Origin of the sequence: Carnobacterium viridans, assembly GCF_900102725.1 — a bacterium.
GTDB classification, from domain to species: domain Bacteria; phylum Bacillota; class Bacilli; order Lactobacillales; family Carnobacteriaceae; genus Carnobacterium_B; species Carnobacterium_B viridans.
Map to the genome: position 1 here is coordinate 1,463,055 of NZ_FNJW01000008.1, position 26,364 is coordinate 1,489,418.

The 26,364-nt window shown below is 35.4% G+C and carries 24 protein-coding genes and 2 pseudogenes; 7 read left to right on the forward strand and 19 right to left on the reverse strand.

Annotated elements, in window-relative coordinates:
* Positions 1-151 precede the first annotated feature (151 nt).
* The 4 genes and pseudogenes from BLT48_RS08495 to BLT48_RS08520 all read left to right on the forward strand — a co-directional run.
* Positions 152-412, forward strand: a pseudogene (locus BLT48_RS08495) (prolipoprotein diacylglyceryl transferase family protein); the annotation flags it as partial.
* A 306-nt stretch (positions 413-718) separates the two neighbouring features.
* Positions 719-1,150 carry a NusG domain II-containing protein gene (locus BLT48_RS08505; RefSeq protein WP_051923352.1) on the forward strand — a complete coding sequence of 144 codons (432 nt, stop codon included), beginning with the start codon at positions 719-721 and terminating at the stop codon, positions 1,148-1,150.
* 523 nt (positions 1,151-1,673) lie between these two features.
* Positions 1,674-3,197: a UDP-N-acetylmuramoyl-L-alanyl-D-glutamate--2,6-diaminopimelate ligase gene (locus BLT48_RS08515; RefSeq protein ID WP_007723219.1), complete on the forward strand. Its 1,524-nt coding sequence runs from the start codon at positions 1,674-1,676 to the stop codon at positions 3,195-3,197.
* Between the two features lie 253 nt (positions 3,198-3,450).
* Positions 3,451-3,579: pseudogene (locus BLT48_RS08520) on the forward strand (tyrosine-type recombinase/integrase); the annotation flags it as partial.
* A 268-nt stretch (positions 3,580-3,847) separates the two neighbouring features.
* On the opposite strand, the gene BLT48_RS08525 reads toward BLT48_RS08520, so the two are convergent.
* The 13 genes from BLT48_RS08525 to BLT48_RS13895 all read right to left on the reverse strand — a co-directional run bounded on the left by BLT48_RS08525 (position 3,848) and on the right by BLT48_RS13895 (position 16,585).
* Positions 3,848-4,705, reverse strand: coding sequence for a conjugal transfer protein TrbL family protein (locus BLT48_RS08525; RefSeq protein WP_035020803.1), 858 nt, complete (start codon positions 4,703-4,705; stop codon positions 3,848-3,850).
* 2 nt (positions 4,706-4,707) lie between these two features.
* Positions 4,708-5,205: a hypothetical protein gene (locus tag BLT48_RS08530; RefSeq protein WP_089977254.1), complete on the reverse strand. Its 498-nt coding sequence runs from the start codon at positions 5,203-5,205 to the stop codon at positions 4,708-4,710.
* Positions 5,206-5,221: 16 nt separating this feature from the next.
* Positions 5,222-6,739, reverse strand: coding sequence for a VirD4-like conjugal transfer protein, CD1115 family (locus tag BLT48_RS08535; RefSeq protein WP_089977257.1), 1,518 nt, complete (start codon positions 6,737-6,739; stop codon positions 5,222-5,224).
* Positions 6,740-6,945: 206 nt separating this feature from the next.
* Entirely contained in the window at positions 6,946-7,197 is a 252-nt protein-coding gene (locus BLT48_RS08540; protein WP_089977260.1) for a hypothetical protein, read from the reverse strand.
* 21 nt (positions 7,198-7,218) lie between these two features.
* Positions 7,219-7,764, reverse strand: a complete 546-nt coding sequence (locus tag BLT48_RS08545) for a hypothetical protein (protein ID WP_023176446.1) — start codon at positions 7,762-7,764, stop codon at positions 7,219-7,221.
* A 29-nt stretch (positions 7,765-7,793) separates the two neighbouring features.
* A complete protein-coding gene (locus BLT48_RS14205) occupies positions 7,794-8,849 on the reverse strand; it encodes a lysozyme family protein (protein ID WP_226776538.1) in 1,056 nt (351 codons plus the stop codon).
* Between the two features lie 17 nt (positions 8,850-8,866).
* Positions 8,867-10,231 carry a hypothetical protein gene (locus tag BLT48_RS08555; RefSeq protein WP_089977263.1) on the reverse strand — a complete coding sequence of 455 codons (1,365 nt, stop codon included), beginning with the start codon at positions 10,229-10,231 and terminating at the stop codon, positions 8,867-8,869.
* A 14-nt stretch (positions 10,232-10,245) separates the two neighbouring features.
* Positions 10,246-12,216 carry a VirB4 family type IV secretion system protein gene (locus BLT48_RS08560; protein ID WP_089977266.1) on the reverse strand — a complete coding sequence of 657 codons (1,971 nt, stop codon included), beginning with the start codon at positions 12,214-12,216 and terminating at the stop codon, positions 10,246-10,248.
* A 25-nt stretch (positions 12,217-12,241) separates the two neighbouring features.
* A complete protein-coding gene (gene trsD / locus BLT48_RS08565) occupies positions 12,242-12,838 on the reverse strand; it encodes a TrsD/TraD family conjugative transfer protein (protein WP_176944105.1) in 597 nt (198 codons plus the stop codon).
* A gap of 316 nt (positions 12,839-13,154) precedes the next feature.
* A complete protein-coding gene (locus tag BLT48_RS08570) occupies positions 13,155-13,883 on the reverse strand; it encodes a YcjF family protein (RefSeq protein WP_035020811.1) in 729 nt (242 codons plus the stop codon).
* Positions 13,884-14,057: 174 nt separating this feature from the next.
* Positions 14,058-16,154, reverse strand: coding sequence for a DUF262 and DUF1524 domain-containing protein (locus BLT48_RS08575; RefSeq protein WP_089977269.1), 2,097 nt, complete (start codon positions 16,152-16,154; stop codon positions 14,058-14,060).
* Between the two features lie 86 nt (positions 16,155-16,240).
* Entirely contained in the window at positions 16,241-16,363 is a 123-nt protein-coding gene (locus tag BLT48_RS14340) for a hypothetical protein (protein WP_280513130.1), read from the reverse strand.
* 33 nt (positions 16,364-16,396) lie between these two features.
* Positions 16,397-16,585 (reverse strand): recombinase family protein, encoded by a 189-nt coding sequence (locus BLT48_RS13895; RefSeq protein WP_156097335.1) that lies wholly within the window; start codon positions 16,583-16,585, stop codon positions 16,397-16,399.
* A gap of 726 nt (positions 16,586-17,311) precedes the next feature.
* Between BLT48_RS13895 and BLT48_RS08580 the strand changes: the two genes are divergently transcribed.
* Both BLT48_RS08580 and BLT48_RS08585 read left to right on the forward strand, forming a co-directional pair.
* Positions 17,312-17,713, forward strand: a complete 402-nt coding sequence (locus BLT48_RS08580) for a (deoxy)nucleoside triphosphate pyrophosphohydrolase (protein ID WP_035020815.1) — start codon at positions 17,312-17,314, stop codon at positions 17,711-17,713.
* Complete coding sequence (locus tag BLT48_RS08585) at positions 17,710-20,595, forward strand: DEAD/DEAH box helicase (protein WP_089977275.1); 2,886 nt, start codon at positions 17,710-17,712, stop codon at positions 20,593-20,595. Before BLT48_RS08580 ends, BLT48_RS08585 begins: the two co-directional genes overlap by 4 nt.
* A gap of 125 nt (positions 20,596-20,720) precedes the next feature.
* Here BLT48_RS08585 and BLT48_RS14345 read toward each other — a convergent pair whose 3' ends face one another.
* Positions 20,721-20,852, reverse strand: coding sequence for a hypothetical protein (locus BLT48_RS14345; protein WP_034537971.1), 132 nt, complete (start codon positions 20,850-20,852; stop codon positions 20,721-20,723).
* Positions 20,853-21,369: 517 nt separating this feature from the next.
* Positions 21,370-22,200 carry an SPFH domain-containing protein gene (locus BLT48_RS08590; RefSeq protein ID WP_226776535.1) on the reverse strand — a complete coding sequence of 277 codons (831 nt, stop codon included), beginning with the start codon at positions 22,198-22,200 and terminating at the stop codon, positions 21,370-21,372.
* Between the two features lie 489 nt (positions 22,201-22,689).
* On the opposite strand from BLT48_RS08590, the gene BLT48_RS08595 reads away from it, so the two are divergent.
* A complete protein-coding gene (locus BLT48_RS08595; protein ID WP_089977279.1) occupies positions 22,690-23,517 on the forward strand; it encodes a sulfurtransferase in 828 nt (275 codons plus the stop codon).
* A gap of 286 nt (positions 23,518-23,803) precedes the next feature.
* On the opposite strand, the gene rpsI is transcribed toward BLT48_RS08595, so the two are convergent.
* From rpsI to truA, 4 genes are all read right to left on the reverse strand, one after another.
* Complete coding sequence (gene rpsI / locus BLT48_RS08600) at positions 23,804-24,196, reverse strand: 30S ribosomal protein S9 (protein WP_035020835.1); 393 nt, start codon at positions 24,194-24,196, stop codon at positions 23,804-23,806.
* 13 nt (positions 24,197-24,209) lie between these two features.
* Complete coding sequence (rplM, locus tag BLT48_RS08605; protein ID WP_023179528.1) at positions 24,210-24,656, reverse strand: 50S ribosomal protein L13; 447 nt, start codon at positions 24,654-24,656, stop codon at positions 24,210-24,212.
* A gap of 364 nt (positions 24,657-25,020) precedes the next feature.
* Positions 25,021-25,509 (reverse strand): GNAT family N-acetyltransferase, encoded by a 489-nt coding sequence (locus BLT48_RS08610; protein ID WP_089977283.1) that lies wholly within the window; start codon positions 25,507-25,509, stop codon positions 25,021-25,023.
* Positions 25,484-26,323: a tRNA pseudouridine(38-40) synthase TruA gene (truA, locus tag BLT48_RS08615; protein WP_089977286.1), complete on the reverse strand. Its 840-nt coding sequence runs from the start codon at positions 26,321-26,323 to the stop codon at positions 25,484-25,486. Before truA ends, BLT48_RS08610 begins: the two co-directional genes overlap by 26 nt.
* Positions 26,324-26,364 lie beyond the last annotated feature (41 nt).

Genomic DNA, 26,364 nt, shown 5'->3' on the forward strand with positions numbered 1-26,364 from the left:
GATAAGAAAATAATTGAAAATCCTATTTTAACTATGGAATTGACCGATATTTTTCTACCTTTCTATAGCGATAATAAAGAAAAGTTATGTAGATTAAATAACTCCATAAAATCTACATAATTCATTGTTATATTGATACAGGTTAATCGGCGTAATCATTGCTCTACGGAACCGCAAAGATTTATTGTGGCAAGGCGAAGCGGCCTTTAGCTATATGATCTGGTATTCAGTAGGAATTTTTTTTATAGAAGGCATGCGAACCGACAGCTTATGGATTGGTGATTTACTCCGGGTGTCACGAGGGCTATCTTTGATTCTATTTACTGGTGCCATTGGGATTTGTATATACCTCAGAAGAGATTACCCCATTAAATCCTACTATTTAGAAGGATGGCGACTCAAAAAGGAATAATAAACAGAGACTAGCATGGGTGAATAATAGAAGAGGAGGTGTTAAATATGTGGAATTGCGGGAATTTATTTACACAAGAAGGAATGGGTTGGATGATGTAGATGGGACTATTTTGAATTGTACTGATTGTCGTAGTATTGTACCTTGACATAAAGCTCCTCTCCGACTGGACAAATAATCGAAGTGGAAAAGAGACCCCACTGGAATTTCTTCAAAAAGAATTCGCTAGAGGAAACATCCCGGAAGAAGAGTACTTGAAGAGAAGAAAACATTTGGGGTGAACTAGAAAAAGTGTGCAGATAAGAGATGTGGAGGGCAATCCCAATTAAAAAATATCTAAAAAGTGTAAAACCTTTTACCATTATTATTGTCTCCCTGCTGATTATTGTTTCTGTGTTATCAGCGGTCATCTTTGCAGTACAAAATACGCAAAATGAAGCAAGCAAGCTATATGCAGTGATTTCTATCAATGGAGAGGAAGTAGACCGTTTCCTTTTGACAGAAAATGAGGAAAACCAGCTAATCACCTATTATCCGGCTCCCGGGAAGTATAATATTATCGAGATTGATGGGGAGCGGATTCGTAACAAGGAAGATAACAGCCCCCGGCAAATCGCTGTACGGACAGGCTGGATTCAAGATTCTGGACAAACTATCCTTAACTTACCCCATCGATTGATTATCGAAATCGTGTCCGATAATCCAGAAGAGGCAGAGATTGATGTCATTTCCCAGTAAAGAAGTTAAAACCACTCAAAAAGCACTCCAACTGATTTAGAAAGCTGCTGATAAGGTCAGATAGAAATATCTGTCTTTTTTGTATTTTTGTGGAAAAGAAATGCATACAAGGAAGGGATGAACATATTTCGGAATGAAGAACAGCTCATTACGAGCCCAAGACGGGTACGTACCGACATATCACCCAAGAGCTGCGCCGCCAAGGCCAGCACCACAACCATAAAAAGGTTCTGCGGCTCCTGAAGTAGCTGGGACTGAAATGTACAAAATCCACCCGTAAGTCCCGCCGCTACAGATTTTACAAGGGGGACCGTGGGCACATTGGCGGATAACCGCCTGAATCGTTGCTTCACTTCCACCATCTCGCTCCAGAAACTGGTGACGGACATCACGGAGTTCAATTAACTGGGAGAGGAGAAGTTCTACCTCAGCCCATTCCTGTACCTCTATAACGGATAAGTGGTCAGCTATGGTATGGGATAGTTTAAATAGTACAGAGAATAAAAGGAGAAGCTGCTTACAGATGAAAATAACAGATATACTAAAAATGGGTCATTTAAACTACAGCGAACCCTTGAATCAGTCACGAAACGTAAAAGGGATCACCGATAATTCAAATGAAGTCCGCCCTGGCTATATATTCATAGCAATCAAAGGGCACAAGGAAGATGGGAACATCTATACCCAGCAAGCCATTCTAAATGGGGCAATCCTGATCATTGGCGAAGATGATTTCACTAATTTAACCGTTCCCTATTTGAAAGTAAAAAATGCTCGAAAGACATTGGGTCAAGTGGCAAAGAAATTTTATAAAGATCCCTCAAAAAATAAAATTATGATCGGCATTACTGGGACAAATGGCAAAACAACAATCGGTTTCTTTATTAAACAGCTATTAGAAAAACAGGGTTACAGCGTTTCCTCGATTGGGACCATCTACAATGAAATCAATGGGAAAAGAATCCAATCCGTCAATACGACACCAAATGCAAAAACAATCAATCAATTGTTAACAGCCTCAACGGACCAAGTTGTGGTCATGGAAGTTTCCTCTCAAGGCTTAGCACAAAACCGTTTGGAGGGAATCCAGTTTGATTATGCTTTATTTAATAATTTACAGCATGATCATTTAGATTATCACGGCACAATGGAAGAATACTTTGAATGCAAAGCCTTGTTGTTCGAAAAACTTAAACTGGATGGTACAGCCATAATCAATTATAATGACCGCTGGGGCAAAAAACTGACCGAACGTTTGACTGCACAAGGAAAAAAAGTCATAACCGTTGGCGAAGAACCAACTAATCAGGTTCAAATTTTAGCTAAAGAGCTAAATAACGTTTCAGTAAGGTATAAAAATAAGGAGTATAACTTGCGTACACCCTTACCTGGAGTGCATAATTTAGAAAATTTAACGATGTCTAGTTGTGTCGCTCATGAACTAGAAGTACCTTATGAGCAAGTCACAACGTATATGTCGCAGTTTTCCGGTATTGCAGGACGATTTGAAATTTTTCACTTAGCCAATAAGGTAACGGTCGTCGTTGATTACGCTCATACACCAGATGCTCTGGCGACCTCGATCAATACAGCCATCAGCAATGGTGCAAAACGCATCATAACCGTATTTGGGTTTGCAGGCAATCGTGATGAATCCAAGCGAAAAGCGATGTTAGAAAATGTTTGCCGGTTAAGTACGTATGCTATTTTAACGGTAACCGAACTTTTTGGTTCAACAATCGACAACTTATATTCCGATTATATATCCATCCAAAAAGAGTGTCAGGTAGAAGAGAAAACGAGTATCATCATGGATCGAACATTAGCTATTCAAAAAGCGATTTGGGAAGCTCAATCAGGTGACTGGGTGTTATTATTAGGCAAAGGACATGAGCAATACAAAGAAAACTACTCTTTAAAGACTAAAACAGATCAAGAAACCGTACAATATTTGCAAGGACAAGGGAATCAGCTCTCAACCTTAAAAACGTTGATCGGTAATGAGAAAGAGTTGATTAATAAGTTACAACAAGGAAGAGAGAACTGACGATGAGCCATAACGGAAAAGAAAAAAATTCTTGAAATCATTCGTTAGAATCCTTTTATAGCAAAAAACTTACAAAAAATAAGCTTGGAATTAATAAAATATGTTTAATTAGATACACTATTAATGTTATAAAAACATGTATCGGGAATCCTATTCCAATAGGGTTCTTTTTTTATATCGCTCTTCAACACATGATTTCGTGGTATATCAAACAAAATCATGTATCGCTTTTGTAAGAGGAAAGGGATTTTAAATGAGTTACAACGTCCAACCATTAAGAATGCAACAAGATATAAACGACTTTTTATTCTGTTTGAGACGCAATAACAACGCATATCGAGATGTTTTTCTGTTTTTGATCAATATTAATAGCGGTTTGCGCACAGTTGTTTTTCCTTATTAAAAGTGATTATTTAGATTACATTCCAAAGTAGAAAGAAAAGTTACTAAAAACGTACAGTGATATTGAAATCGTTGTTACTACATATGGCTTTTTCAAATAGCGGTAATAACTGATTATTTCGTTTTATTCGTAAACTCCTTTAATAAACTAATCATTTTTTATTTAGACAAAAATCTTTTTCTGTAATGAAATAATTTTTTTTTGCGATTCTTTTCAATTTTTGAAAAAAGATTACCTTTTATCTTTCTTATTTTGCTGCTGAAGCTGCACTTGTTACACTTTTAGCTCGCATCATATACATTCTAGTAGCCATTTTACTACCTTGCATAGTTGCTTTACCGGATCCCGTTCCATACCACATGCTTCTTAGAACACTCGGACCGCGAATAATTAATACACCAAAACCAATTAGCAACATAAAGCTGTACCATTCAAAGGTTGTACTAGATAATACTTCTACAATTCCTACCATTAATCCCATTTGGACAATAATACTCACGATTTGACTTAAAAATTCGCGCCACCATACAGACATGTAATTATATTCCTCATTAATAATAGATATTGCTGCCCAAACGCTCAACAACTCCAACAAGACAAGATCCGCATGATAAATACATATTTTAATTAAAAAGGTCGCAAATACAATCAATATAAATAAAAGTAAAATAAGAGTACTAATTACATTTGGTGCTACTTGTGAAACATCCTCTATTTTTCTGAACTGATGTATTTTATCAATCGTCATTCCACCAATTGAACTAAACATCCAATTACCTAGTGGATAAACAATCATATCAAGCGAAAAAATTAAAATTAAAGGCAAAATCAACACCATGGCACTGGCTTTAAAAGAATCAACTATCAATCCCCATACAGAAGCATCACGACTTCCATCAGCTTCAGACAACAAAAAAATCAGCACTTTAGCTAAAGCAATCGTAACCAACATCACGCCACCAAAAGCTACAAAAACACCATATAGTTGCGAGAAAAAACCACTAAGTGCATCGTGATCGAAAATAAGATTTCCTAACATATTAAAAGTAGTTTCTAATAAGTCAGTAATCCATTCTTGAAACATTGAAGCTATTTTTTCTCCCACGTCTATTCCTCCAATTCTGATACAGAATTCAATTTCCATTCTCCTTCTTCTACCATTTCTATATTCAAATCATTGGGAATTACTAAAGATAACTCATCTAATGAAATAGAGTGATTAACAGTTTCGCTCTCTACGTCAACATTACTTTCCTTTATATGGGAAATCTGCCAAAAAAGGCCATTATCATATTCTTTACTACTTTCATCTAGAAAAAAAATGTCTTTACCTAATTCTAGTTTCCCATTAAATTCATAGTTGCTAACCTTGTTGGTAATGTTTTCTTGGTAGCTTTCTGTTAAATAAGGAAAGATCTCATCTTCTAAGCGAGCTTGTAAATCATCGTTATCCAAGTCCGAAAAACGTTCTCGCTCTTCGTGTAGCGTCAAAAAACTTTCGAGCTGGTTTGTACTTTCTTCTACTGCTTCTTCTTCGTTAAATCCGCATCCGGATAAAAAGAATGAGACACTCAATAACATTAACCCTTTCGTTCCTTTAATCATTTTGTCACTACCTTCCTTAATTCATTGACTTAAAAAATCCGGCCGCTTCAGTTATTATTTCTTGTTCTTTTTGCTCTTTTGCTTTTTCTAGTTCTACAGACTCATCCTTTTCTCGTTCAGTTCGATTCTCAGCGTCTGCTTTCATATAGGATTGATAGTTTTCTTTATCTTGTTCGAATTTTTCTAGTTGTTCAGCTGTAGAATGGGGTGTGTAATCACTTTGATTCAATAAGAATTTGGGTTGCGGAAACAACTCAAATTGAAAAGCTTTTTTCGCTTGAATGGGGCGTTTATTCTGAAAGACAATCAAACTCGTATCGTCTTCCATCTGCATAATTTCACCAGCTGTCATTAAATCTCTTCCCGTGTAGCTTTGATTTTCGCTGGAACTACTAGAATTATTCTCTTTCCCATGTTGTGTGCTCTCAGATTCAGTTTCCACTTTTACTGTAGCTTTATCCAACAAGCGTTTAAAATACTCAGCAGTAGTCGAATTCGCAGCGCTTAAGCACGTTTTCACGGCACAGTTTCCTAAAATACTTTCCGCTTTTTTATCGCCATATTTATCCTGCAATTGCGTCAAAGTTTGAATAATAGTGGCCACTCCAATTCCATACCCTCGACAAGTAGCTAAAAATTCTTCATATCCAGGAAATTTACCTAAGTTCACAAATTCATCTAAAATAAAGTTCACTGATTTCGGCAGTTTTGAATGGTTTTCAGAAGCAAAATCATAGAGTTCATTGAATAACTGGCTAAAAAAGATATTGATTAGCCCTTCCCATGATTGATCCATCACTGGAATAATAACGTAAAGCACCATTTTTTTGCGTCCAATATCGCGTAAATTAAAATCGCTAAATCGCGTGATTTCGGCGACTTCATCATCCACAAAGTCAGAAATTGTTGTTAGAAGGGACATAATGATACTGCCTTGCATGTCTCCTTTGGCTTTTTTATAGCCTAGTTCATAGGCTCGCCTAGCTGGGTGTTTGCGTTCTAACTTTAAAAACTCTTCGTCTAAGCCACTTTCTCCATCTTCATCTGATTCTGGGTCAAATTCTTGTAAAAAGTCTAATATACCCTCCATATTTCGTCTTTCAGGAGGCAATTCATACTTCACGAACAAAATAAGTGCCTTTAACAGTGCTCTTTGTGAGTAATACCAAACGTCTCTTTTACTGTCTTTATTGGCACTATCCACGATTTTAGTCGCCACTGTTGTGGCATGAATGTCTTTTTTAACGTAATCAATGGGGTTGTGTCGGTCAGAAGCCATCATATTTGCGAAATTTAAAACTCGGACGTCATAGCCTTGCTGCTGTTTAACGGCAGCTGTTTGTTCATACACTTCTCCTTTGGGATCCGTCACAACGATGCTATTTTCCGTTTCATTATAGACATTTGTAATGACAAAACTTTGGGTTTTAAAAGACCCTGGTCCTCCCATCACCATTATATTTCGATTGGGTTTCGATTCAGTGGGTTGAATAATGACCTTATTATTTAAAATACCTAAAATGGTTCCTGTCATTTGTTTCCCTCCCCTTCAGTTGGTTGATCAAGCGAAGCGGTAAAGTTTTTCAGTATCTCTTGTTTAGATTGAGCCAGGTAATTTTTACCGTCAAAAATTTCTTTTTCGCGTGCCCAACGTGCTGAACCATGGTATTGGTTTCGTTCATCGGCTTCCCATCCCTCTTTCTTTTCTTTAGACGCTAATTTAATTTGAATAGAAGCACATTAAAGGAAAAGACCAATGGTTCCCATTAGAAATAATGGATTTTTTGTTTCGATCAACGTTTGAATCGTTTGAAAAGGATGAAGAAGTGTTTCTTTTACTGTTTCGAGTAAGATAGTAGTCGTTAAAGACAATTTAAATTTGGAAAAGGTCATGATTAATTGAGTCACCACTACCAAGCACCACTCTGAAAGGACAAAACTAACGAGAAACCAAACGAGTTTCTTTTTTATTTTGTTAAAAAATTTTTCCACTGAATACCTCCCTTAATGGCTTTAGTTGGTTGCTGTCAAACCTAGATTTGTTAATTGGCTAATCTTATACTCCCCATCAGTTTCAATGAGGGTAACTTGATACAATTGCGGCAAAGTAGAAACCACTTCATGATCCAATGAGTATTCAGTGGTTAATTGAACCAGAAAAATCAGTTGATCCGTCGGATGAAGATAGATAATCAGTTCCGTTAACTGATTCTTTACATCTAAAAAAGGCGGATCTGTAGAAGAAAGTTCTTTTAGGCGTTGAATGGTTTCATCTGTAGCCTTGTTTTTTAAGTGGTCGAAACGAGTAAGATAAGTATCGTTATCGTAGTCTAAATAAGTGCGTAATCCCTCTTCAATCACGGTCAGTTTCTTTTGATTCGCTACAGTGTCAGTGAACTTAGTGTCTTGCTTGATTAGCTGGTCCATCGTTTTTAATTCTTCTTCTGCTTTTGAGAGCTTACTTTCTAGTGTTTGATTTGTTTGGTTTAAACTAAACAGCGATACAATCAAAATAAGTACCGTTACGCTTCCGGTAACCATTAGTAGTAATTTTTTCATCTCTATACCCTCAATCTTTACATCATTCATTACAATCCCAACAAGGGTGCTGGATCGATTCGATTATTGTTTTGATAGACCTCAAAATGCAAATGTACACCAGTGGAAGATCCAGAAGTCCCCATATAGCCAATGGTTTCGCCTGTTTCAACTTGTTGACCAGGTAAAACGGTGATTTCTTTTAAATGAGCGTAGAGCGTCTCTATTCCATTACCATTCGTTAGTTTCACGTAATTTCCCCAACTACTGGAGTAAGCCGCTTGACTAACTTTCCCTTTCAATGCCGCAAAAACAGGTGGATTTCCACCATTGATTGGCGCAAAATCAACACCCCCATGCAGTTTATGTTCTCCCGTTATAGGATGGATTCGAAAACCAAATGCAGACGTAATGGTTTGATCCTCAACTGGAACAGCTAGTACACCATTGCCGGATAACCCACTATTTAAAGCTTGCTGTACTAGATCCACATAATAAAAATTACCACCATTCGTGTATAAGTAATGGCCATTTTCATCAGCCACCGGTGCTGAGTACGGATACGTTTGACCGGATGTATTGCCTAAGGAAGGTGCGACAACTTCTTTAGAATACGTTTCTGCCAATTCCGTCGTGTGGACACCACCGTTATCTGCAATATACGTTAAATAACCACTACCAAAATTGTAGCTCTGGATAGCTGTATTTAGGTCGACTCCAGTTTGATTCATTTGATCAATCACATCTTTAAAGTGCTTTATCCCTATCTGAATACTATAAACAGGATCTTGAATGGCATTAGGTGCTAAACCAATGGCTTCACTCGACTGCATGATATCTAACTGAGAACCATCTGACTCAGTAGCTGTAATGGCCAATACAATCTGTATATAATCTTCCATCCCATATTTAGCTAGTTCCTCTTCCATGATGGGTTTCCATTTTAGAACCGATTCAGGTATAGAAGCCAATTCGCTCTCATCAGTTCCAGTAAAATAATTAGAAAAGGCAGTCACTAAGATGGTAATTAAGAGGACTAGTCCCAATGCAGACCAACCAAGAACTTTTCCGATTTTACTTTTAACATAAAACGTTAGTGGCTTCATTTATATCCTCACCAACTTTACTCGTTGTTTTGTAGTGTCTCGATTTCTTTTGTCAATGTTGCGATTTTATCCTTCTGAAGCTGTTGTTTTTCGTCCTTTTTCTCATCATCTTCTTTAATGGCTTTTAAATCTTCTTCTGATTTTGCCAATTCATTCTCTGCTTGCTTAAGTTTAATCTTGTTTTCTAAAGAAGCTGACGGAAATTTTTCTAGTACTTTTTGTGCACTAGTGACATCATCATTGGTTAGATAAGCCAATCCCATTCTGACTGCTGTCTCTTCATCTTCTAGAAAGGGCAGAGCCGAGGACATTGTAGCAGTATCATAAGCCGCAATAGCTTTTTCAGTTTCTAATTTAGTGGAGTGCTCTTCTGCAACTTCTGTCAGTGTTAAATCAAGAACCGCTTCACTTTGATCGTTGTCGTAGTAGTAGGCAATAACTGGCTCTAGAAATGAACTATCAGTATCTATGGCTTGTTGGAATTGGTTATTTTCAAAGTACATAGTGCCAATATCCTTTTTAGATTCTCCAGCTTTTTTCATAGCGATAGCTGCTTTTTCAAAGTCTTTATTAACGATCTGTTGAGTGGCTTCTAGTGAATAGTTTTTTTGTTCCAAGTCTTGTTCCATTGCCTGAACAATTTGTTCTTGCTGGGCATTAGCGTGTTGCTTTGTGAACCCTACTGCCGCCAAAGAAAAGAGAACACTCGCTGCTAAAGCATACAGGGTGCGTTTCTTCAATTTTTCTTTGTTGGTTGAGTTGTGTTGAATGTAGTCATAGGTCACAAAATCATACGCTTCTTCAACAATCAGCAACATTTCTTGCCTGGTACTAGCCTGAACAACTGCTTTAACCAATTCATTCCCACGCTTTAAGACTTCTTCTTTTTCTCCTAAGCACGTTTCATAGCTAAAGTTAGTCAAAATAGCTAAAACTAACGCCTTATACCGATCAAGATCGGAATACTTATGTTCTTGAGGCAATACATTTGTAGCCAAGTAAGTATATTTCACCGTTTGCATTGGATAATAAAAAATTGTGGCCGGATGAATACTCACAAATGCGGACGTTTGTTGTAAAATGTTCTCTCTCAGTAGTGTTTGGGCAATCGATAACTTAACGGAGTATTCTTCTTTTTTTATCATGGTGAGTGATCTCATGCTTTCTAAGCGTTCATAATGAAGGTATAGGGTATGGTCATCTTCCTCTACTTGAATTAAATTAAAAAAATGAACATCATCTTGTTTTTTCAGACTCTCTATATCTTCGATTTGCTCATAGGAACAGAGATTTTTTGAAATTTCATACACGATTTTTTCTTTAAACAATTTGATACTTCCAAATTCAAAGTTCATCACCTTAAAGTCTTGCCATCCTAGCATCTTATCCCTCCTTGCTAGTCATATAGAAAGTTTTTAGCTTCTACCAACTCACTAGGTGTCATCTGTATGCGTTCTTCATAATTGGGAATTTCCATTGCGGGTTCTCCATAGTGTTCTTCGTACCGTTCTGGGTCCTTTAACCGTAATTCTTCTTCTGTGAGCTCAACCTTCATAAAAGCGCGTTGCGACCCATGTATGATTAACGCTTCTCCTTGTTTTCTACGCGACAACAATTTCTTTTCTTTCTCACTAAAATTCATATGCAGTTTATCGGTCAAATCTTCCACACCTTTATCATCTAATCCAAAAAAGACTTTTGTGTAACTGTTGCCGATAATGGCTTCTCCAACATTTTTACGATCACTCATGGTCCCTTCAAGGACGTCCTGAATCTGTTGGGTTCCGGCAATCGCTCCTGCGTTGTACTTTCTAAACCGTTTATACGCTTGATAAAAGAATTGTGCGGCTTCTGGATTTTGAGTTAAAAAATGAAATTCATCCACCACTAATTTAATGTTTTCAGTCTTGTTTTTAGTGATCTCATCCCATAAGAAACTAAACGTATTGAGATAAGCAGCTGCTTGAACATCTGCTTCATTTTGTAGAGCTTTCAAATCAAATGACAACAAGTTGGCATTGATATTTATATTGGTATGTCCATTGAAAAGCGTCGTTGAACCATGAACATAACTTTCTAAAATATAATAAAAATCTTTTAATACCTTAAACCGGTCTGTATCCTTTTGTTTTAATTTTTCAATTTCATTAAAGACGTTCTCCAAGGTAGGGTATTGCTCTGACTTGATTTCCGAAATACTAGAATACTTGAAAATACCTGCATTCAGATACGTATTGCGTAAAACAGAATCCAATACAGCTTGCTCTACTTGAGTAATATCCGGTTTTAATACCTGAAAAAAGCCTTTTACCCGTTGAATCTTATCTTTCACTAACAACTCTAAATCAATCGTTAAAGTTTCGATATTCTCACTGATTTCTTCTGAGAAAATTTCTAAAGGATTGATTTTAGTTTGCGCATTTGACGATAAATGAACGACTGTCCCACCTAAGTGTTCCACTATTTGCGAATATTCATTCTCAGGATCAATAATAAAAACTTTAATGTCTCGAGCAACATACCGTAATATTTTTTGAATCATATAGGTTGTTTTTCCGACTCCACTGGTTCCAATAACGACCATGTTTTGATTCAGCGTATTTTTACGATCTAAGTAATCGATAGCAATGAGACTGTTTGTGTCTTTGTTAATGCCTTCAACGTCGCTCCTGGGTGATAAATGAAGAATCTCAGCGTCGTCAAAAGGAAACATACTAGACGCTACTTCTGTATTCGATTCTTTATACGTATAATCCCCTAATAAATTTTCGCCAATTGGAAGTGCACTCCAAAAAGCTTGATACATGCCTTTTACTGGTATCATAGATTTCATTTGTAATTTAATAAGCGTTTTAGTGATATTTTCAGTCAAGTCATTCAAGACTTCTAACGTTGAAGCATTTAAGTAAATGTACGTGTATTGATAAATGAAACTGGAGTTGCTTTGTAAGTATTTATCCAATTGCCGATTTGCGGTTTCAATTTGTTGCTCTAAGCGCTTTCGTTTTAACGGATCGTAAATCTTTAATAATTCTGCTTCTTTATTCTTAATCGTTTCGTTGTAATGGTGAATCATTTTTGTTGAACTAGACGACTGTAAGAACTGAGAAATCGTAATATTCCCTTTTTTTCGTTTGAGTTCTGATAACCAATTGCCATACTGAACTTTAGGGTAATCCACAATAGCAATGACGCGAATAAAATTGTCGCCACTTTCAATATAATCAGGAAATTCCTCCCAAGAAAACGGATAGACCACATCTAAACTACTTTTATCTAAAAAGGAATCCAACGAACTTTCTGTTTCTACTTTGTTGACTGGTGATTGATCCCTTTCTTCTTTTGTGCGTTTTTTCCCAAAATACACGCGTTTCCCCTCCCTTCTGGAAGCATTAATGATTGGAAAAATTAATCAGGTGTTTCAGTATTTTCCGATATTCCATAGAGGATAATTGCCGGGCTTCCATATCGTAGTTTTCTAAACTATTCTCCAATATTTTGATAAATTGACTTACTTTTTCATGAAGATTTATTGCAGCCAACTCAAGACTAGTCTGTTTTTTATCTTTTATTTTTTGTCGTATCGCGATTAAATGCTTTTTTGTGCTCATTTGATTCGTCAATTGTAAGTTTTGATAATAATCTACATAGCTTGCAATTAAGGTAACCTTTGCTTGATTGATAGGTTGCTCTTCTTTTACTTTTAAGTAACGTTTTTTCCAGTACAACACATAGTCGTCAAAAGCGACTGGGGTCGTCATATCTAAATACTGTTGCACTTCTTCTGTATCGCCTTCACCAATAGTCGACATTAAAAAAGCATTGAATTCGTCAAAAACGTCCTCTTGTTCAATTTCATTTAGTAAATCCAGATTAACCCCGGACCCTTCAATCAAAGCGACGAGATAGCCTGTTTTTGTAATTAAAAAGTCTTGATATTGTGCCTGAACCAACGACATTTCTTGTAACGTTTGCTTCCCTGTATCCAATTCTTTTAAGTTATGAATATAGTTTACTAAAGTAGTTGAGAATCGACTATTAAAAATACATTCTTGTGTTCAAATTTTCGTATGAATCAGATTACTTGAGTTTTTATCTTACTTGTTGAATTTTCCAAAATGCTATATGTATTTAATTCTATTTAATAAATCTGCTTTAATTTAGTGAAGTTTTTCGGATAATAGTTTCCATGGGAAACTCGGCTATATGATATGGTCTATTTCCAGATATATCATAATGCATTCAAAAAATAAGAGACAAAGCGGATGCAACTTTGTCTCTTTGATAAATTATCTACTATGAAATTTATTTTTTATCCACTGATTTATTAGAATTTTGAAGAGACTTAAACAGTCCTTGAAACTGTCCTTTAAATGACATAGCTTGTTCGAAAATATCTTCCCCTTCATTTAACATTTTTACGGTTACCCAACCTAAAGATTCTGTGATTGCACTAGCAACAGTCGCATTAATTGTAGCACCTGCAACAGTCCCAACAGCCGGAATAAATTTCAGTATATTACCAACTGCACTTCTACCTAAGCCAACAATTACTAATTCCTTAGATAGGCTCTTACCTAAACTTTCAGACCATGATTGCCCAAATATCTTATGCAACCGAGCCATCATTGTTAATTGAACTGGCACCAGCAAGAAAGCATCTGAAAAAGGAATAGGTGAACAGCCGATAATGGCTGCTGTTAAAGACGCAGCATGAATGGTCGTATGACATTTTTTACGCGTTTCTTCATCTACGCCTTCCAAAAATTCCTCAAAAATACTATCAAATTGATTTTTACTTTTAGCTAGAGTTTTTTCCGCTTGCTCTCTTGATTTATCATAAGCATTAAGTACGATGGTTGAAGTTTTTTTAGGTAATCCTTTTAACACCTCTGAGAAGAATGATTCAAATTCATTTTCGCTTTGCTTCAGATCAATATCTGAAATTTCTCTTTCAACCTGATCTTCTATTTCTTCTTTTTTCGGACGTACCGTTTTACCAGTGATCTTTCTTTTTTTGAACAACTTTTTCATGACAATACCTCCTTTATAGTTAATCATTATAGAGCATGTAAATTTTGCGAATAGACTGTACTTATTCTTCATTTAACTATGTTGTACTTGAAGTTATGAACGACTCCAAAAGATATATCTTTAGCCCTCTGGGTTGTGCCCTAGCCATTACTGATAATCTACCAAAAACACAGTTTAGTATTCGTCGTCTTCTCTATGCATCTCAAAGGACTGCTTTATTAAAATCATAATATAGTCTAAATCTTTTCGATCTGAAAGACCCACTTCTACGTACCCATGTCCCCAACGTCTCATATTTGTTACATCCTTACACATTCCTCTAGGGTCACTAATTTTTTCAAATTGTATATTTAAATTAATTCTAAGCCTTCTTTTCTGAGGTACAATATCAACAAAATTTGTAGTTGTTGTATAAGCAATATGTTTTTTAAAAAATTTCTCTGTAACGGAGCTATCTAAATTTAAGATCCATTTTCTGAGTTTTTGGAACAGCTCAAGGATAGTTCCCTCAGATAAGTTAGGAAAATCAGTGATTGAGTACTCTTTTTTTATCTTATTTGGTTTCTGTTCTTTGTATTTTTCTAATATTTCTGGAGGTAAATCAGGAAAACCCCAAACAAGCAAGGATTTTTCAGACAAGCCTTCAGCTCGTTCCTGAATGAGACTGTCATTCCAAGTGTCCAACTTGCCTAACTCCCTATTTAATCGGAGTGGACTATCCGCAAATCCTCCTTCCAAATCTCGCTTTTCCTTAAAGGGACGGTCACTCAATTCAGAATTGTAAGCAGTTAAGGTAAGATTCCCTACTGTGTGTAAGTATTTTTCCTGAACTTCTTTCCAATCAGGTCCAAGATTTTGCTGCCACTCTATTGAAAGATTCTCGTTCTGAGGCATAATATGTTCAATTGTGAAAGTTTCTATATTCACTACTTCTTTCCGCTTAAAGTTTTCTAGTTTTCTTAATAGGTAATTGCGGTTTCGATAATTATAGACATCCTTAATCATAAGGGACATTTTAAATTCTTCATTGTTTGGCATACGTTGGTAAGTCCCTTTCATCACAAAAGCGATTTCTAAACTCTCTAAATAATTTTCTGCTATAATTTCATTTTTTAAAGAAGCAAATGTTTTATTCAAAGAATTAGTAGGTATACCTACTACCGTTCTGCGGAAAATATAGGATTCCACGATGCGTAAGACTGAAACAAAATCCTCTCTGGAAAGTTTGTTTCGAGAAAAGTCATCATAAACACCCATTAAGAAAGGGTAAGAGACCTCCACATTTAATTCATTAATATCTTTCAATGCCTCATTAATTTTTTGGTCAGGTTCCTGGTTAAAGGTTAAATATACAAAATATTTTGAGTATTGAACTATATCTTCCAGGACATGCTCAATACCCATTTGTGAATAATCATCTAAATATCTTTTAAAGTCCTTGTATACTTCCTTTATCCGCGGTATATACCCTGTTTTGAGTGTCAGATAATCCCGCATGAATCGGTCGAATAAGGTAGACTCATTCAGATTTCCAAAGCTCTTCTCCATTGGATGCCAATATTTTTGATATAACCGAGTCTGTTCCTGAGGCTCTAACCGCATAAGAATATAGTTTCGAATTAAATCTGCTTGAGAAAGATCCAATCCAGTTGAGTTCAAACTTTCAAATATCAATTGGGGATTATCATTGTCACGATCTAAGGATATATCTACAATAATAAATTTTTGTAGACCTTGATAGAGTTCATTCAAACTAAGGTCGCTGTTGCGAATTTTATTTAAGAAAAACTCATAATTATTTAAAACCTTAGGTGAACTACCTTTTTGAATGTCAATATGATCTACTAGATTAACTAAAGATTCTCTATCGCTCTGGGATAGAACCAGTTTATGGTAAAGATCGCCCTCTTCTTCATTATTTACAAGATAATAATTACGGATTTTTTTACTAGTAATATCTACACTTTCTTTACGCTCATCGATCATTTGACGGAAGGCAAGCAATAGCAATGTGAGAGTCGTTAGCCGTTGCTGACCGTCAATTACAAGCAACTTTGGCACTGCTGAAATCTGATATAGACCTTTCTCTATGTATACAATCGATCCCATAAAGTGTCCTTTTATTTTTGAATTACTTGCTGCGCTTTCCAGATCATCCCACAGCTGCTGACATTGCTGAAGATTCCAACTATACTTACGTTGATATATAGGGATAATAAATTGCTTAGTCCCTTGTAAAAATTTCAAAAAATTAATTTCTGAAGCTTTCATTATGTAGTCTCCTTTTATAAGTTTATTTATTATAATTTTTTAAATTGAAATAGCTAAGCATAATAATTTTCATACAGCGAGCTCTATCATAAAGGCTCAATCTCTTTCCGAATACGGTATACTGTATCTCTTGTCACGCCTGTATCATCAGTAATCTTCTTCACAGGTTCTTCATGTTGCAACTTACTTACAATAATCTGATAGGTCATTTGATCTTTAGGATTCTTTGCGTCTGCAGAGTATTATAAAGGCCGTCCTTTATAATATCCTTTTTTCTTTGCAATTTCGATTCCTTGCCGCTGTTTTCGTTTACTTTCTTCTCGTTCATTATCAACCCTCCAAGATAGCAATTGGACACTCATATTGCGAATTAATTTTTGTAAACTTGGATTACTCAGTTCTTGATTTAAGATGGGTAAGTTTAAAATCATTAAGCCAATCTTTTTTTAATCCAGTTGTTGAACAATTTGAATGATATGATCATAGTTTCTTCACAAGCGATCTAATAACTCTACTACTAGTATATCTCTTTCACGCAGAAATAAGAGAGCTTTTTAAAATTCTTCACAATTTGTTGTGTTTTTCCCAGATATTTTTTAAAAATGACTTTCATCCGCCACTACATTTTCTAATACTTCTAGTTGTTGGCCTAAATTTTGATCCATTGTGGACATGCGTGCATAACCAACTTTCATTTTATCCCTCATTCTTGAGTTATTAAATCGACACTTATAATCCATACCATAAATGTAATAAAATTAATATCTTGTCGTGTCGATTTTGGGTTCACCCTATTGGCTAAGTGCTTTCTGAAGTTTATTAATTTAAATTCTTTATATGTATCCTTTTTTTAATGTGACGCATACAATTTGTGATAGTTCTTGCACAAATTGTATGTGTTATTTATTCTAGTGTTAATTTACAAGTTTAATTCCAAATTATAAAATGGTTAACTGTATGAAAGTCATATTCAAAGCGTAGATAATTTTAGTAGCCTTTCAATTTTTTTGATTTAACGGAAATATAAATTTTTCTTCATCACGAGTTAGACTTTAACGAGGTAGAGAAGATTTATGCTTGCTAATTAACTTCATACTTACGGCTAGGAGTGCTATGATAAAATAAAACTACTACCAGTAAAGAAAGAAGTGAATCTATTGAAGAAAATTAATGTCGTTGGCGCCATTTTAATAGAAAACGGAAAAATTTTATGTGCGCAACGAGGTGAAGGTAAATCGTTAGCTTACCTATGGGAATTTCCTGGTGGGAAAATAGAAACTGGAGAAACACCGCAAGAAGCTCTAATTCGTGAGCTACAAGAAGAGTTAATGATTGATGTGGAAGTGCAATCTGAAAAATTTGAAGAAACGAGTTACCAATATGACTTTGGTTTGGTAACTTTAACTACCTTCATTTGTTTTTTAAAAAGAGGCACACCACAGTTAACGGAGCATATCGCTGTAGAATGGTTAGCGCCTAAAGAATTGACTACACTAGAATGGGCACCAGCGGATATACCAGCCGTTGAGAAATTAATGGAAATGGAAACAATACGATGACAGATATGTTAGAGCGTTCTTTAAAAAAAGCTTTTATAGACCAAAAAATTGAAGGTTCTTTATATGACCCTCAAATGATCATCAATGATACGGAAAAAAAGCAGTATATGCTAAATGTGTTGCAAAATGAATTGGATACTTGTAAAGAATTCTTTTTTTCAGTGGCTTTTTTAACTCAAGGTGGACTAGCAGCGCTAAAAACACAATTAGCTGACTTACATACTCGAGGAATTAAAGGGAAAATTTTAACTTCAACTTATTTAGCCTTTAATCAGCCTGCTGTCTTTGAAGACTTAATAAAGTTTCCTAATGTAGAAGTGCGCATTTCAGAAAAACAAGGGTTTCATTCCAAAGGATATCTATTTAAACAATCAGGGTATCATTCTTTTATCATCGGAAGTTCCAACTTAACCATGAGTGCTTTAAAGACGAACTACGAGTGGAATGTCCGTTTAACTTCCTATGACCATGGGCAGATGATTCAAGACATCCAATTACATATGGAGCAAGAATGGCAAGCGGCCCAAGTATTAACTTCCCAATGGGTTTATAATTATAAAAAGACTTATCAACCAATGACGTACTACAAAGAAGTCAACACAATCCAAGATCCAGCTCTTATTGATGAGTCCACTCCTTACATCGTGACTAAGCCTGATCCTAATAATATGCAAAAAGCAGCTCTATTCAATCTAAAAGAACTACGGAAAACTGGAGCCCAAAAAGGATTGGTCATTTCTGCTACAGGAACTGGAAAAACGTATTTATCAGCTTTTGATGTTTTACAAGCTAAACCTAAACGCGTTTTATTTATCGTTCACCGAGAACAAATTCTTAACAAAGCCAAAAGTGTTTTTCAAGAAATTCTTGGAGAACAAAAGGATGATTATGGAATTCTCTCGGGAAATAAAAAAGAAATAACAGCAACTTATTTATTTGCTACTATTCAAACGATTTCAAAAGATGCGGTTATGCAACAATTTGCTAAAGATCACTTCGATTACATTCTAATTGATGAAGTGCATAAAGCTGGTGCTTCTTCCTATCATCGCGTAATCGATTATTTTAAGCCCAATTTTTTACTAGGTATGACAGCTACTCCTGAACGAACTGATGGATTTAATATTTTCGAGTTATTTGATTACAATATTGCTTATGAGATCCGCCTTCAAGAAGCTCTAGAAGAAAATATGCTTTCCCCCTTTCATTATTTTGGAGTGACCGATTATGTAAAAGATGGAGAATTAATTTCTGAATCAACAAATTTGAAAATTTTGGTTGAAGAAGAACGTGTCACGTATTTACTAGAAAAGCTCCAGTATTATGGTTGTTCTGGTAACATTCCTAAAGGGCTAGTTTTTTGTAGTCGTAAAGAGGAAGCTAAAACATTGTCTACGCTATTCCAACAAAAAGGACATCCTAGTACTTACCTAACAGGAGAGCATTCACTTGAGGAGCGAGAAAAACAAGTTGAACGGTTAGAACGTGGCGAGATTGAATACATCTTTACAGTAGATATTTTTAATGAAGGAATTGATATTCCTAAAATTAATCAAGTGGTCATGCTTCGAAATACCCAATCGAATATCATTTTTGTGCAACAATTAGGCCGTGGATTAAGAAAAGATCCTTCAAAAGAATTCGTTACCGTAATTGATTTTATCGGAAACTACAAAAACAATTATATGATTCCAATGGCTTTATCTGGCGATGTGTCTAGGGATAAAAATAATTTACGCAAAGATACTTTTGACACGAACTTTATTTCAGGCATTTCTTCTATTAATTTTGAAAAAATTGCAAAACAGCAAATTTTCTCTTCAATTAATCAAGCTTCTATGGATAGCATGAGTGAATTAAGAAAATCATTCCAATTGCTTTATAATCGCCTTGGCCGGGTACCCTACTTAAAAGATTTTGAAGAACAACACACGATTGATCCTTTGCTAGTTGCCAATAAAAAATTAAGCTATTACGATTTCCTAGTCAGTATAAAACAAAGCGAAGGAACACTTTCTGAATTAGAAAACCGATTCTTAATGATTGCTTCAAGAGAATGGTTACCAGGAAAAAGAAAACAAGAATTAGTATTGCTAGAAAAAATGATGAGTGAACCTGAAAATAGTCTATCTTTAAAAGGAATCCAACAGCTATTTATAGAGAACGGGATTTTAGCAGACGAAGAAACGATAAATTCTGTACTGAATACATTAGATTTGTCCTTTTATACTGGTTCTATGGCAGCTACTTATAAGAAACAAGCCTTTATCGTACGAACAGAAAACAACGTATTTTTGTCTTCTCTGTATAAAGAAGCATTAGTAAATGAATACTTTGCGTATATGATGTCGGATATTCTTGCAACAGGGCTGCTTAAATCTAAAGCTTACACTACGTCAAAACCTTTAACGCGTTACCAAAAATACAAACGAAAAGAAGTTTTACGTTTGCTAAATTGGGACAAACAAATGGTAGACCAGAACGTTGGTGGCTATACATCAAGCAAAGACGAATTTGTTATTTTCGTAACGCTGAAAAAAGGCGAAAACTTCACAGGAGCACAAATGGCTTATGAAGATGAGTTGATCGATTATTCCACAATGAAGTGGTTCACGAAATCTCCAAGGACAATGTCCTCTCCTGAAGTGCAGAAATTAATGAAGGCTGAGAAATGGCATATACGCGTATTTGCTAAGAAATCGGATAACGAAGGAACAGAATTTTATTATTTAGGAGAAGTAAAACCAGTAAAAGAATCTATTATAGAGTTAGAAAAAACACTTCAAAATGGTAAAAAGAAAAAAGTTGTAGAGATGTTTTTGAAGTTTTTAGAACCAATTGATGTAACCTTATATCGATATTTAGAAGCTGGACAAGAGTGATGTTGGGAATGAAGGTCATCGTATAAGTATTGAATTGATCTTTTAACTATTTTAATTTAGAATTCGATGTATCAAAAAAAGCAGCAGCTGAAATCAGCTGCTGCTCTTTTTTGATATACCATGGTTTACTTATTAAATATCTTTGGACCTTTTCGCATGTTTTTAAGATCATTTTTTGGTGTGTTGGTTTGTTTCGATTTTCCGCCACCTGCTTGTTTCTTTTTAATGATCTCTAACATTTTCTCTTTTGAATTCACTTATCACACCACCTTGTTAGTGTAACACTAAATACTTTCAGTGAGATAAGAGGAATAATAACTACTTTAATGGGATGATTCTTTCTCTATCTTAGTGAGTTCTTAGAATGATTAATCCATTCTCAAGACAACACTATTTCTTAAATCCATTATTTTTTCTATATCCTTTGCCCACTATCACAATATCTGGTTTTACATTCATCATTAAATAATACAGGATAAATCGTGAAGTAACAAACAAATTTTTGTTTATTGAGCAGATAATTTGTCCAATAAATGTCAGTAATTTATATTAGAATGGAATTTAAGATAAGCAACAGAAAAGAGACTCTTGTAACCACAAGAATCTCTTTCTTAAAATGTTCAATAATATAGTTTAAAGAAGATGCTTAAAAATTGAAATCATCATCTTCATTTTTATTCTCTGCTTTAAACAGCCAACGTGCTAAACAAACTACTAAAGTTACTAATATCGTTATAAAAATAAGTTTACCTAAGAAGAAAATCATTTTATCACCTACTTATTAGTATCAACAATTGCTTCACCTGTTTGTACTTCAACCCAACCATGTTCTAAACGTGCTTCTACTTCTTTTAACTTGATCAATTCTTCTGAAATGGATTCTGATAATTTTTTATTTGCTTCAGCCTCTGCTTCTGCTGCTTTTACTTTTTGATAGGCTAAGCTATCCGCTTTTGTTTTTGCTGTATCAGCTTCTAAGAGAGCTTTTTCTTTTTCTTGACCAGCTTTGATGATCTCATCAATTGATTTTTGTGTTTCAGCATCTACATCTGGTACCCCAAAAGCAACATCTTCTACCAGAAATCCTTTTGGTTCAACTGCTTTAGTGAAATCTTCTAAAATGGATTGCTGAACTTCTGTTGATTTCGATCCCGTTACATCCAATAAACTATATCTGGCTACTACAGCACGAGAGGATTTAAGCAATTGTGCTTTTAACCAATTGGCTTCAATGTCTTCTACATTAATACTACCAAATTCTTTAAATACATCAGAAACTTTTTTTGAATCTACTTTATAGGCATATGTAATAGATACATGTGTAGCTTTTCCATCTTCTGTTGCTAAATTTAATTTTTCTGCTTTAACCGTTTGTAATCGAATAGGATACTGGGTTACTTTATCCAGACCTACAAATTTAACCCCTTGACTTAAAGTTTGATCTTTCACTCCGCCATTCATTGAATAACGAACACCTACATAACCATTTTCTATTTTTTCAAAAAACACTAAAAATCCGCCTACCAATAAGATAATTACTAGAATACCAATGATTAATCCTTTGATTTTTTTGATGCTGTTCTTATCGTATTCTTTTTCGTTCAATTTTATGTCCTCTTTTCTTTTTTAACTAAATGATTGTCTTAATAACGAATATTTTTCTTTACTCTCTTACAACTTACCACCCCGTGTAACTGTTTACTGCAATGCACAAAAAGAAATACACAGCCTTTTCTGCTGTAAGCCTGTATATTCTTTTTGACATACTTTTTCTTTTACGAGTTGACTCTATGTACCTCATCTCTTCCCATAAAAAATCATCTTAATTATTATACCAAAGAAAGGAATAAAAACGATGGATTCTTTAAATATTTAAGCTTCATTACAAAGGTTACTTTAGTTTACTTGATTTGTTAAATTATTTTTTTAATATCTAATATGTAATTTTACAATCTTCATTGAATCATACATAATAAAACATGAAGTAACAAAATATTTTACACTCTCTAAACATCTTTTCTCTATGGTCTTAATCAATAAAATATCTTAGCACATCTATTATTCTAAATAAATTTGTTCATTCAGGAGGATTTTATGAAAAATTTCGTTACACAAACATGGTTATTAGAAAATTATTCAAATGATAACTTAATCTTACTTGATGCTCGCGCAGAATTAAATGATCCAAAAGCCGGATATAATCAATATAAAAAAGGACATCTAAAAAGAGCTCAGTTCGTCTCTTTAGAAGATACAATGACTGGAAAAGTCAGCAAGCATGGCGGTCGGCATCCTTTACCAGATATGGAAGTATTTATTACGGAAATGAAGCAGCTGGGTATTTCTGACTCTTCTACAGTAATCATTTATGATAACGGGGATCTGGCGATGGCAGGCAGATTATGGTGGTTGTTAAGATACGCTGGTAAAGATAAGGTATTTTTATTAGAAGGCGGTATAAAACATTGGGTCGATAATGAATTAGAAATTACTACAGTTATTGCCGAGCCGCAATCTTCTGGAGCTCTAAGTTTGAATTTAAATGAATCCATGATTGCAGAACACTCTGAAGTAAAGGCTGCTGTTGACTTAGAACAAACAGTAATAATCGATTCCAGAGCGTATGAACGGTATTCTGGACAAGTGGAACCATTAGATAAATTGCCTGGACATATCCCCAGTGCTTTAAACTATCCTTGGATGGATTTAGTTGATGAAGGTACTATAATAGACAACAACAATATAAACGAAAAGTTTAAATCTCTGGAAGAATATGAGGATATTATCGTTCACTGCGGATCTGGGATAACCGGGACAGTAAATATGTTGTTTATGGAAGAAGCTGGATTGGAGCCAAGGTTGTACCTAGGAGGCTACAGTGACTGGGTCAGTTACGAAAACAGTCAAGTGGTAAAAGACTAAAACTCAGGGAAAACATTGTTTTATACCCCTTTATCGATAAAGCGAATAAATTTCAGGTTTTACGTTTGAGTTTATCCAAAACAAAATTAAGGTAGACACAGCACAAGTCATTACTTTAGTAGAACATCTATCTAAGGTTATTATATCACTCTAAACCCCAATGGGCGAAAGGCAAACGACATTGAAATTATCATGTTCTCAGAGAGTTATTAAATTATCAGATTTTTATGCATAAAAAAGGAACTGCCATATAAGCAGTTCCTTTTTGATATATATATAAAGTAAATTAACGTTTTGAGAATTGTGAAGCTTTACGCGCTTTTTTCAAACCTGGTTTCTTACGTTCAACCATACGTGGGTCACGAGTTAATAGACCTGCAGCTTTTAATGGGCCACGGAAATCTGGATCAACTTCTAATAACGCACGAGAGATACCATGACGGGCAGCTCCTGATTGACCAGTGAATCCTCCACCATTTACGTTTACATGTACGTCGTAGCTACCTAAAGTTTCTGTAAGAGCTAAAGGTTGTTTAACAACTTCGTGTAAATACGGGAATGGAATGTATTCAGTGATATCTTTTTTGTTCATGATGATTTTACCAGTACCTGGTACTAAGCGTACGCGAGCAGTTGAATTTTTACGTCTTCCTGTTGCGATATATTGTGTTTGTGCCATAGATATTCCCTCCTTAAATTAAGTTTGTGATGTCTAATACTTCAGGTTGTTGCGCTTGGTGATTGTGTTCTGCTCCACCGTAAACATGTAATTTCATGCCTTGAGCGCGACCTAAAGTGTTTTTAGGAAGCATACCTTTGACAGATAATTCGATTAATTTACGAGAATCTTTAGCACGTAAGTCACCAGCAGAGATTTGTTTCAATCCACCTGGATTACCATCGATGTTACGAGAATAGATTTTGTCAGTTGCTTTTTTACCAGTTAATTTCACTTTGTCAGCGTTGATTACGATAACGAAGTCACCTGTATCAACATTTGGTGTGTAAGTTGGTTTATTTTTACCACGTAAAATAGCTGCGACTACACTTGACATACGTCCCATAGGGATATCAGTTGCGTCTACCACATACCATTTACGTTCTACTTCATTTGGTTTTGCCATATAAGTTGTACGCACGTTTTATTCCTCCATATTCTTATCTGTTTGTTTGAATGCACAATAAGTTTCCGGGGCTCATCGTGGTGGCAAACAATACCATTTAATATTCTAACCTTAATACTAGTTTTTGTCAATTATTTTAATAGAAATAATTCATTTTTTCATTATTGTGATTAATCCATGTGAAATTTCTGGAGGAATAGGGGTTGCTTGTAGCTATGTTAAGGATTTAATGCGAATGACAAAGCATTAGCGCTTAAGCGATTAGCTTTGTTTGAGGCTTAAAAGTCTGAAGACCACAGGCTTCAGGCGCTCCCATAGCTCTTCACAAGCAAACCCGTCCATTCCAGAAGACATTTTATTTTATATAAAATTAAAAAAATTAATCTAAAAAGTACGCCATAAATAAATCATCAATAAACTGACCTTCAATTAAGAATTCATCTCTTAAACGACCTTCTACTTCAAAATCGTTTTTTTGATACAAGTGAATCGCAGCCGGGTTCGTAGACAATACTCGTAAACTTAATTTATGAATCCCTTGTTCAGCCGCTAAGGCCTTGATAGCCGTTAGTAAAGCTGATCCTACCCCTTTACCTTCTGCATCGGGATGAACGCCTACATCAATGCTCCACGTCTTCTGGTGAGGAGCTAAGCTACTAGGAGTATGAAACCCTAAGAAGCCTGCAATTTGTTGGTTTTCTTCTGCTATGGCTACCAACTGTGAACCCTCGGTATATTGCTTTTCATACTCTTCTACTGTTTCATAAGTTGAAACATGAGGTGTGTTGCCTAAATGCCAGATTTGATTTTCAATGGCCATCAATTGAGGATAATCGCTTCGTTTACTTGGCCGTATGATCCAATTCATGCTGCACCTGCTCTCCTACTTCACCGATTTCCTGATAATCTGTGCCTTTTTTTGCGATTGACGATTCATAGTAAACTTCCATCAAATACAATCCTTGAGGTTTAGCCGTTGGACCAGCTTCGTTGCGGTCTTTAACTTCTAACAGACGTTGAATCTCATCTGCTGGGCGCAATCCATTTGCGATTTGCAATAATGTACCTACAAAAATACGAACCATATTGTATAAAAAGCCGTTCCCTCTAAAAGTAAAGAGCAATTCGTTGTTGAAGTCGTCTTTCACAACACTAGCTTCATATACGGTACGCACTTTATCTTCTCTACCACTGTTGCTGGCACAGAAACTTGAAAAATCGTGCTCACCTTCCAGGTCTTTCAATGCATTTCTCAACTTGTCCATATCGAGCGGATACGGATGGTGTAAGGTGTATAACCGTTTAAACGGATCCGGTATCGCATTGAGATCGACACGGTACTGGTATTTCTTTCCAGAAGTATTGTACCGTGCATGAAAATCATCTTCAACAATTGAGACTTCTTTTACAAAAATCTCATCTGTCGTTAAACTGTTCAATGCGCGTTGCATATTTTTAGCGGGGATTATAAAAGGGTAATCAAAATGAATGACTTGTCCCTTAGCGTGTACCCCAGAATCGGTTCTTCCAGATCCATGAATGATCACTTCTATTCCCTTGGTCATGATTTTTAATGCTTTTTGAATCTCGCCTTGCACAGTTCGATCATGCGGTTGGATCTGGAACCCAGCAAAGTGTGTCCCATCGTATTGCACGATCAATTTATAACGTATCCATTTCATTTGTGTGACTCCTTTACACTAACTTGTTCTAAGGTCATTAA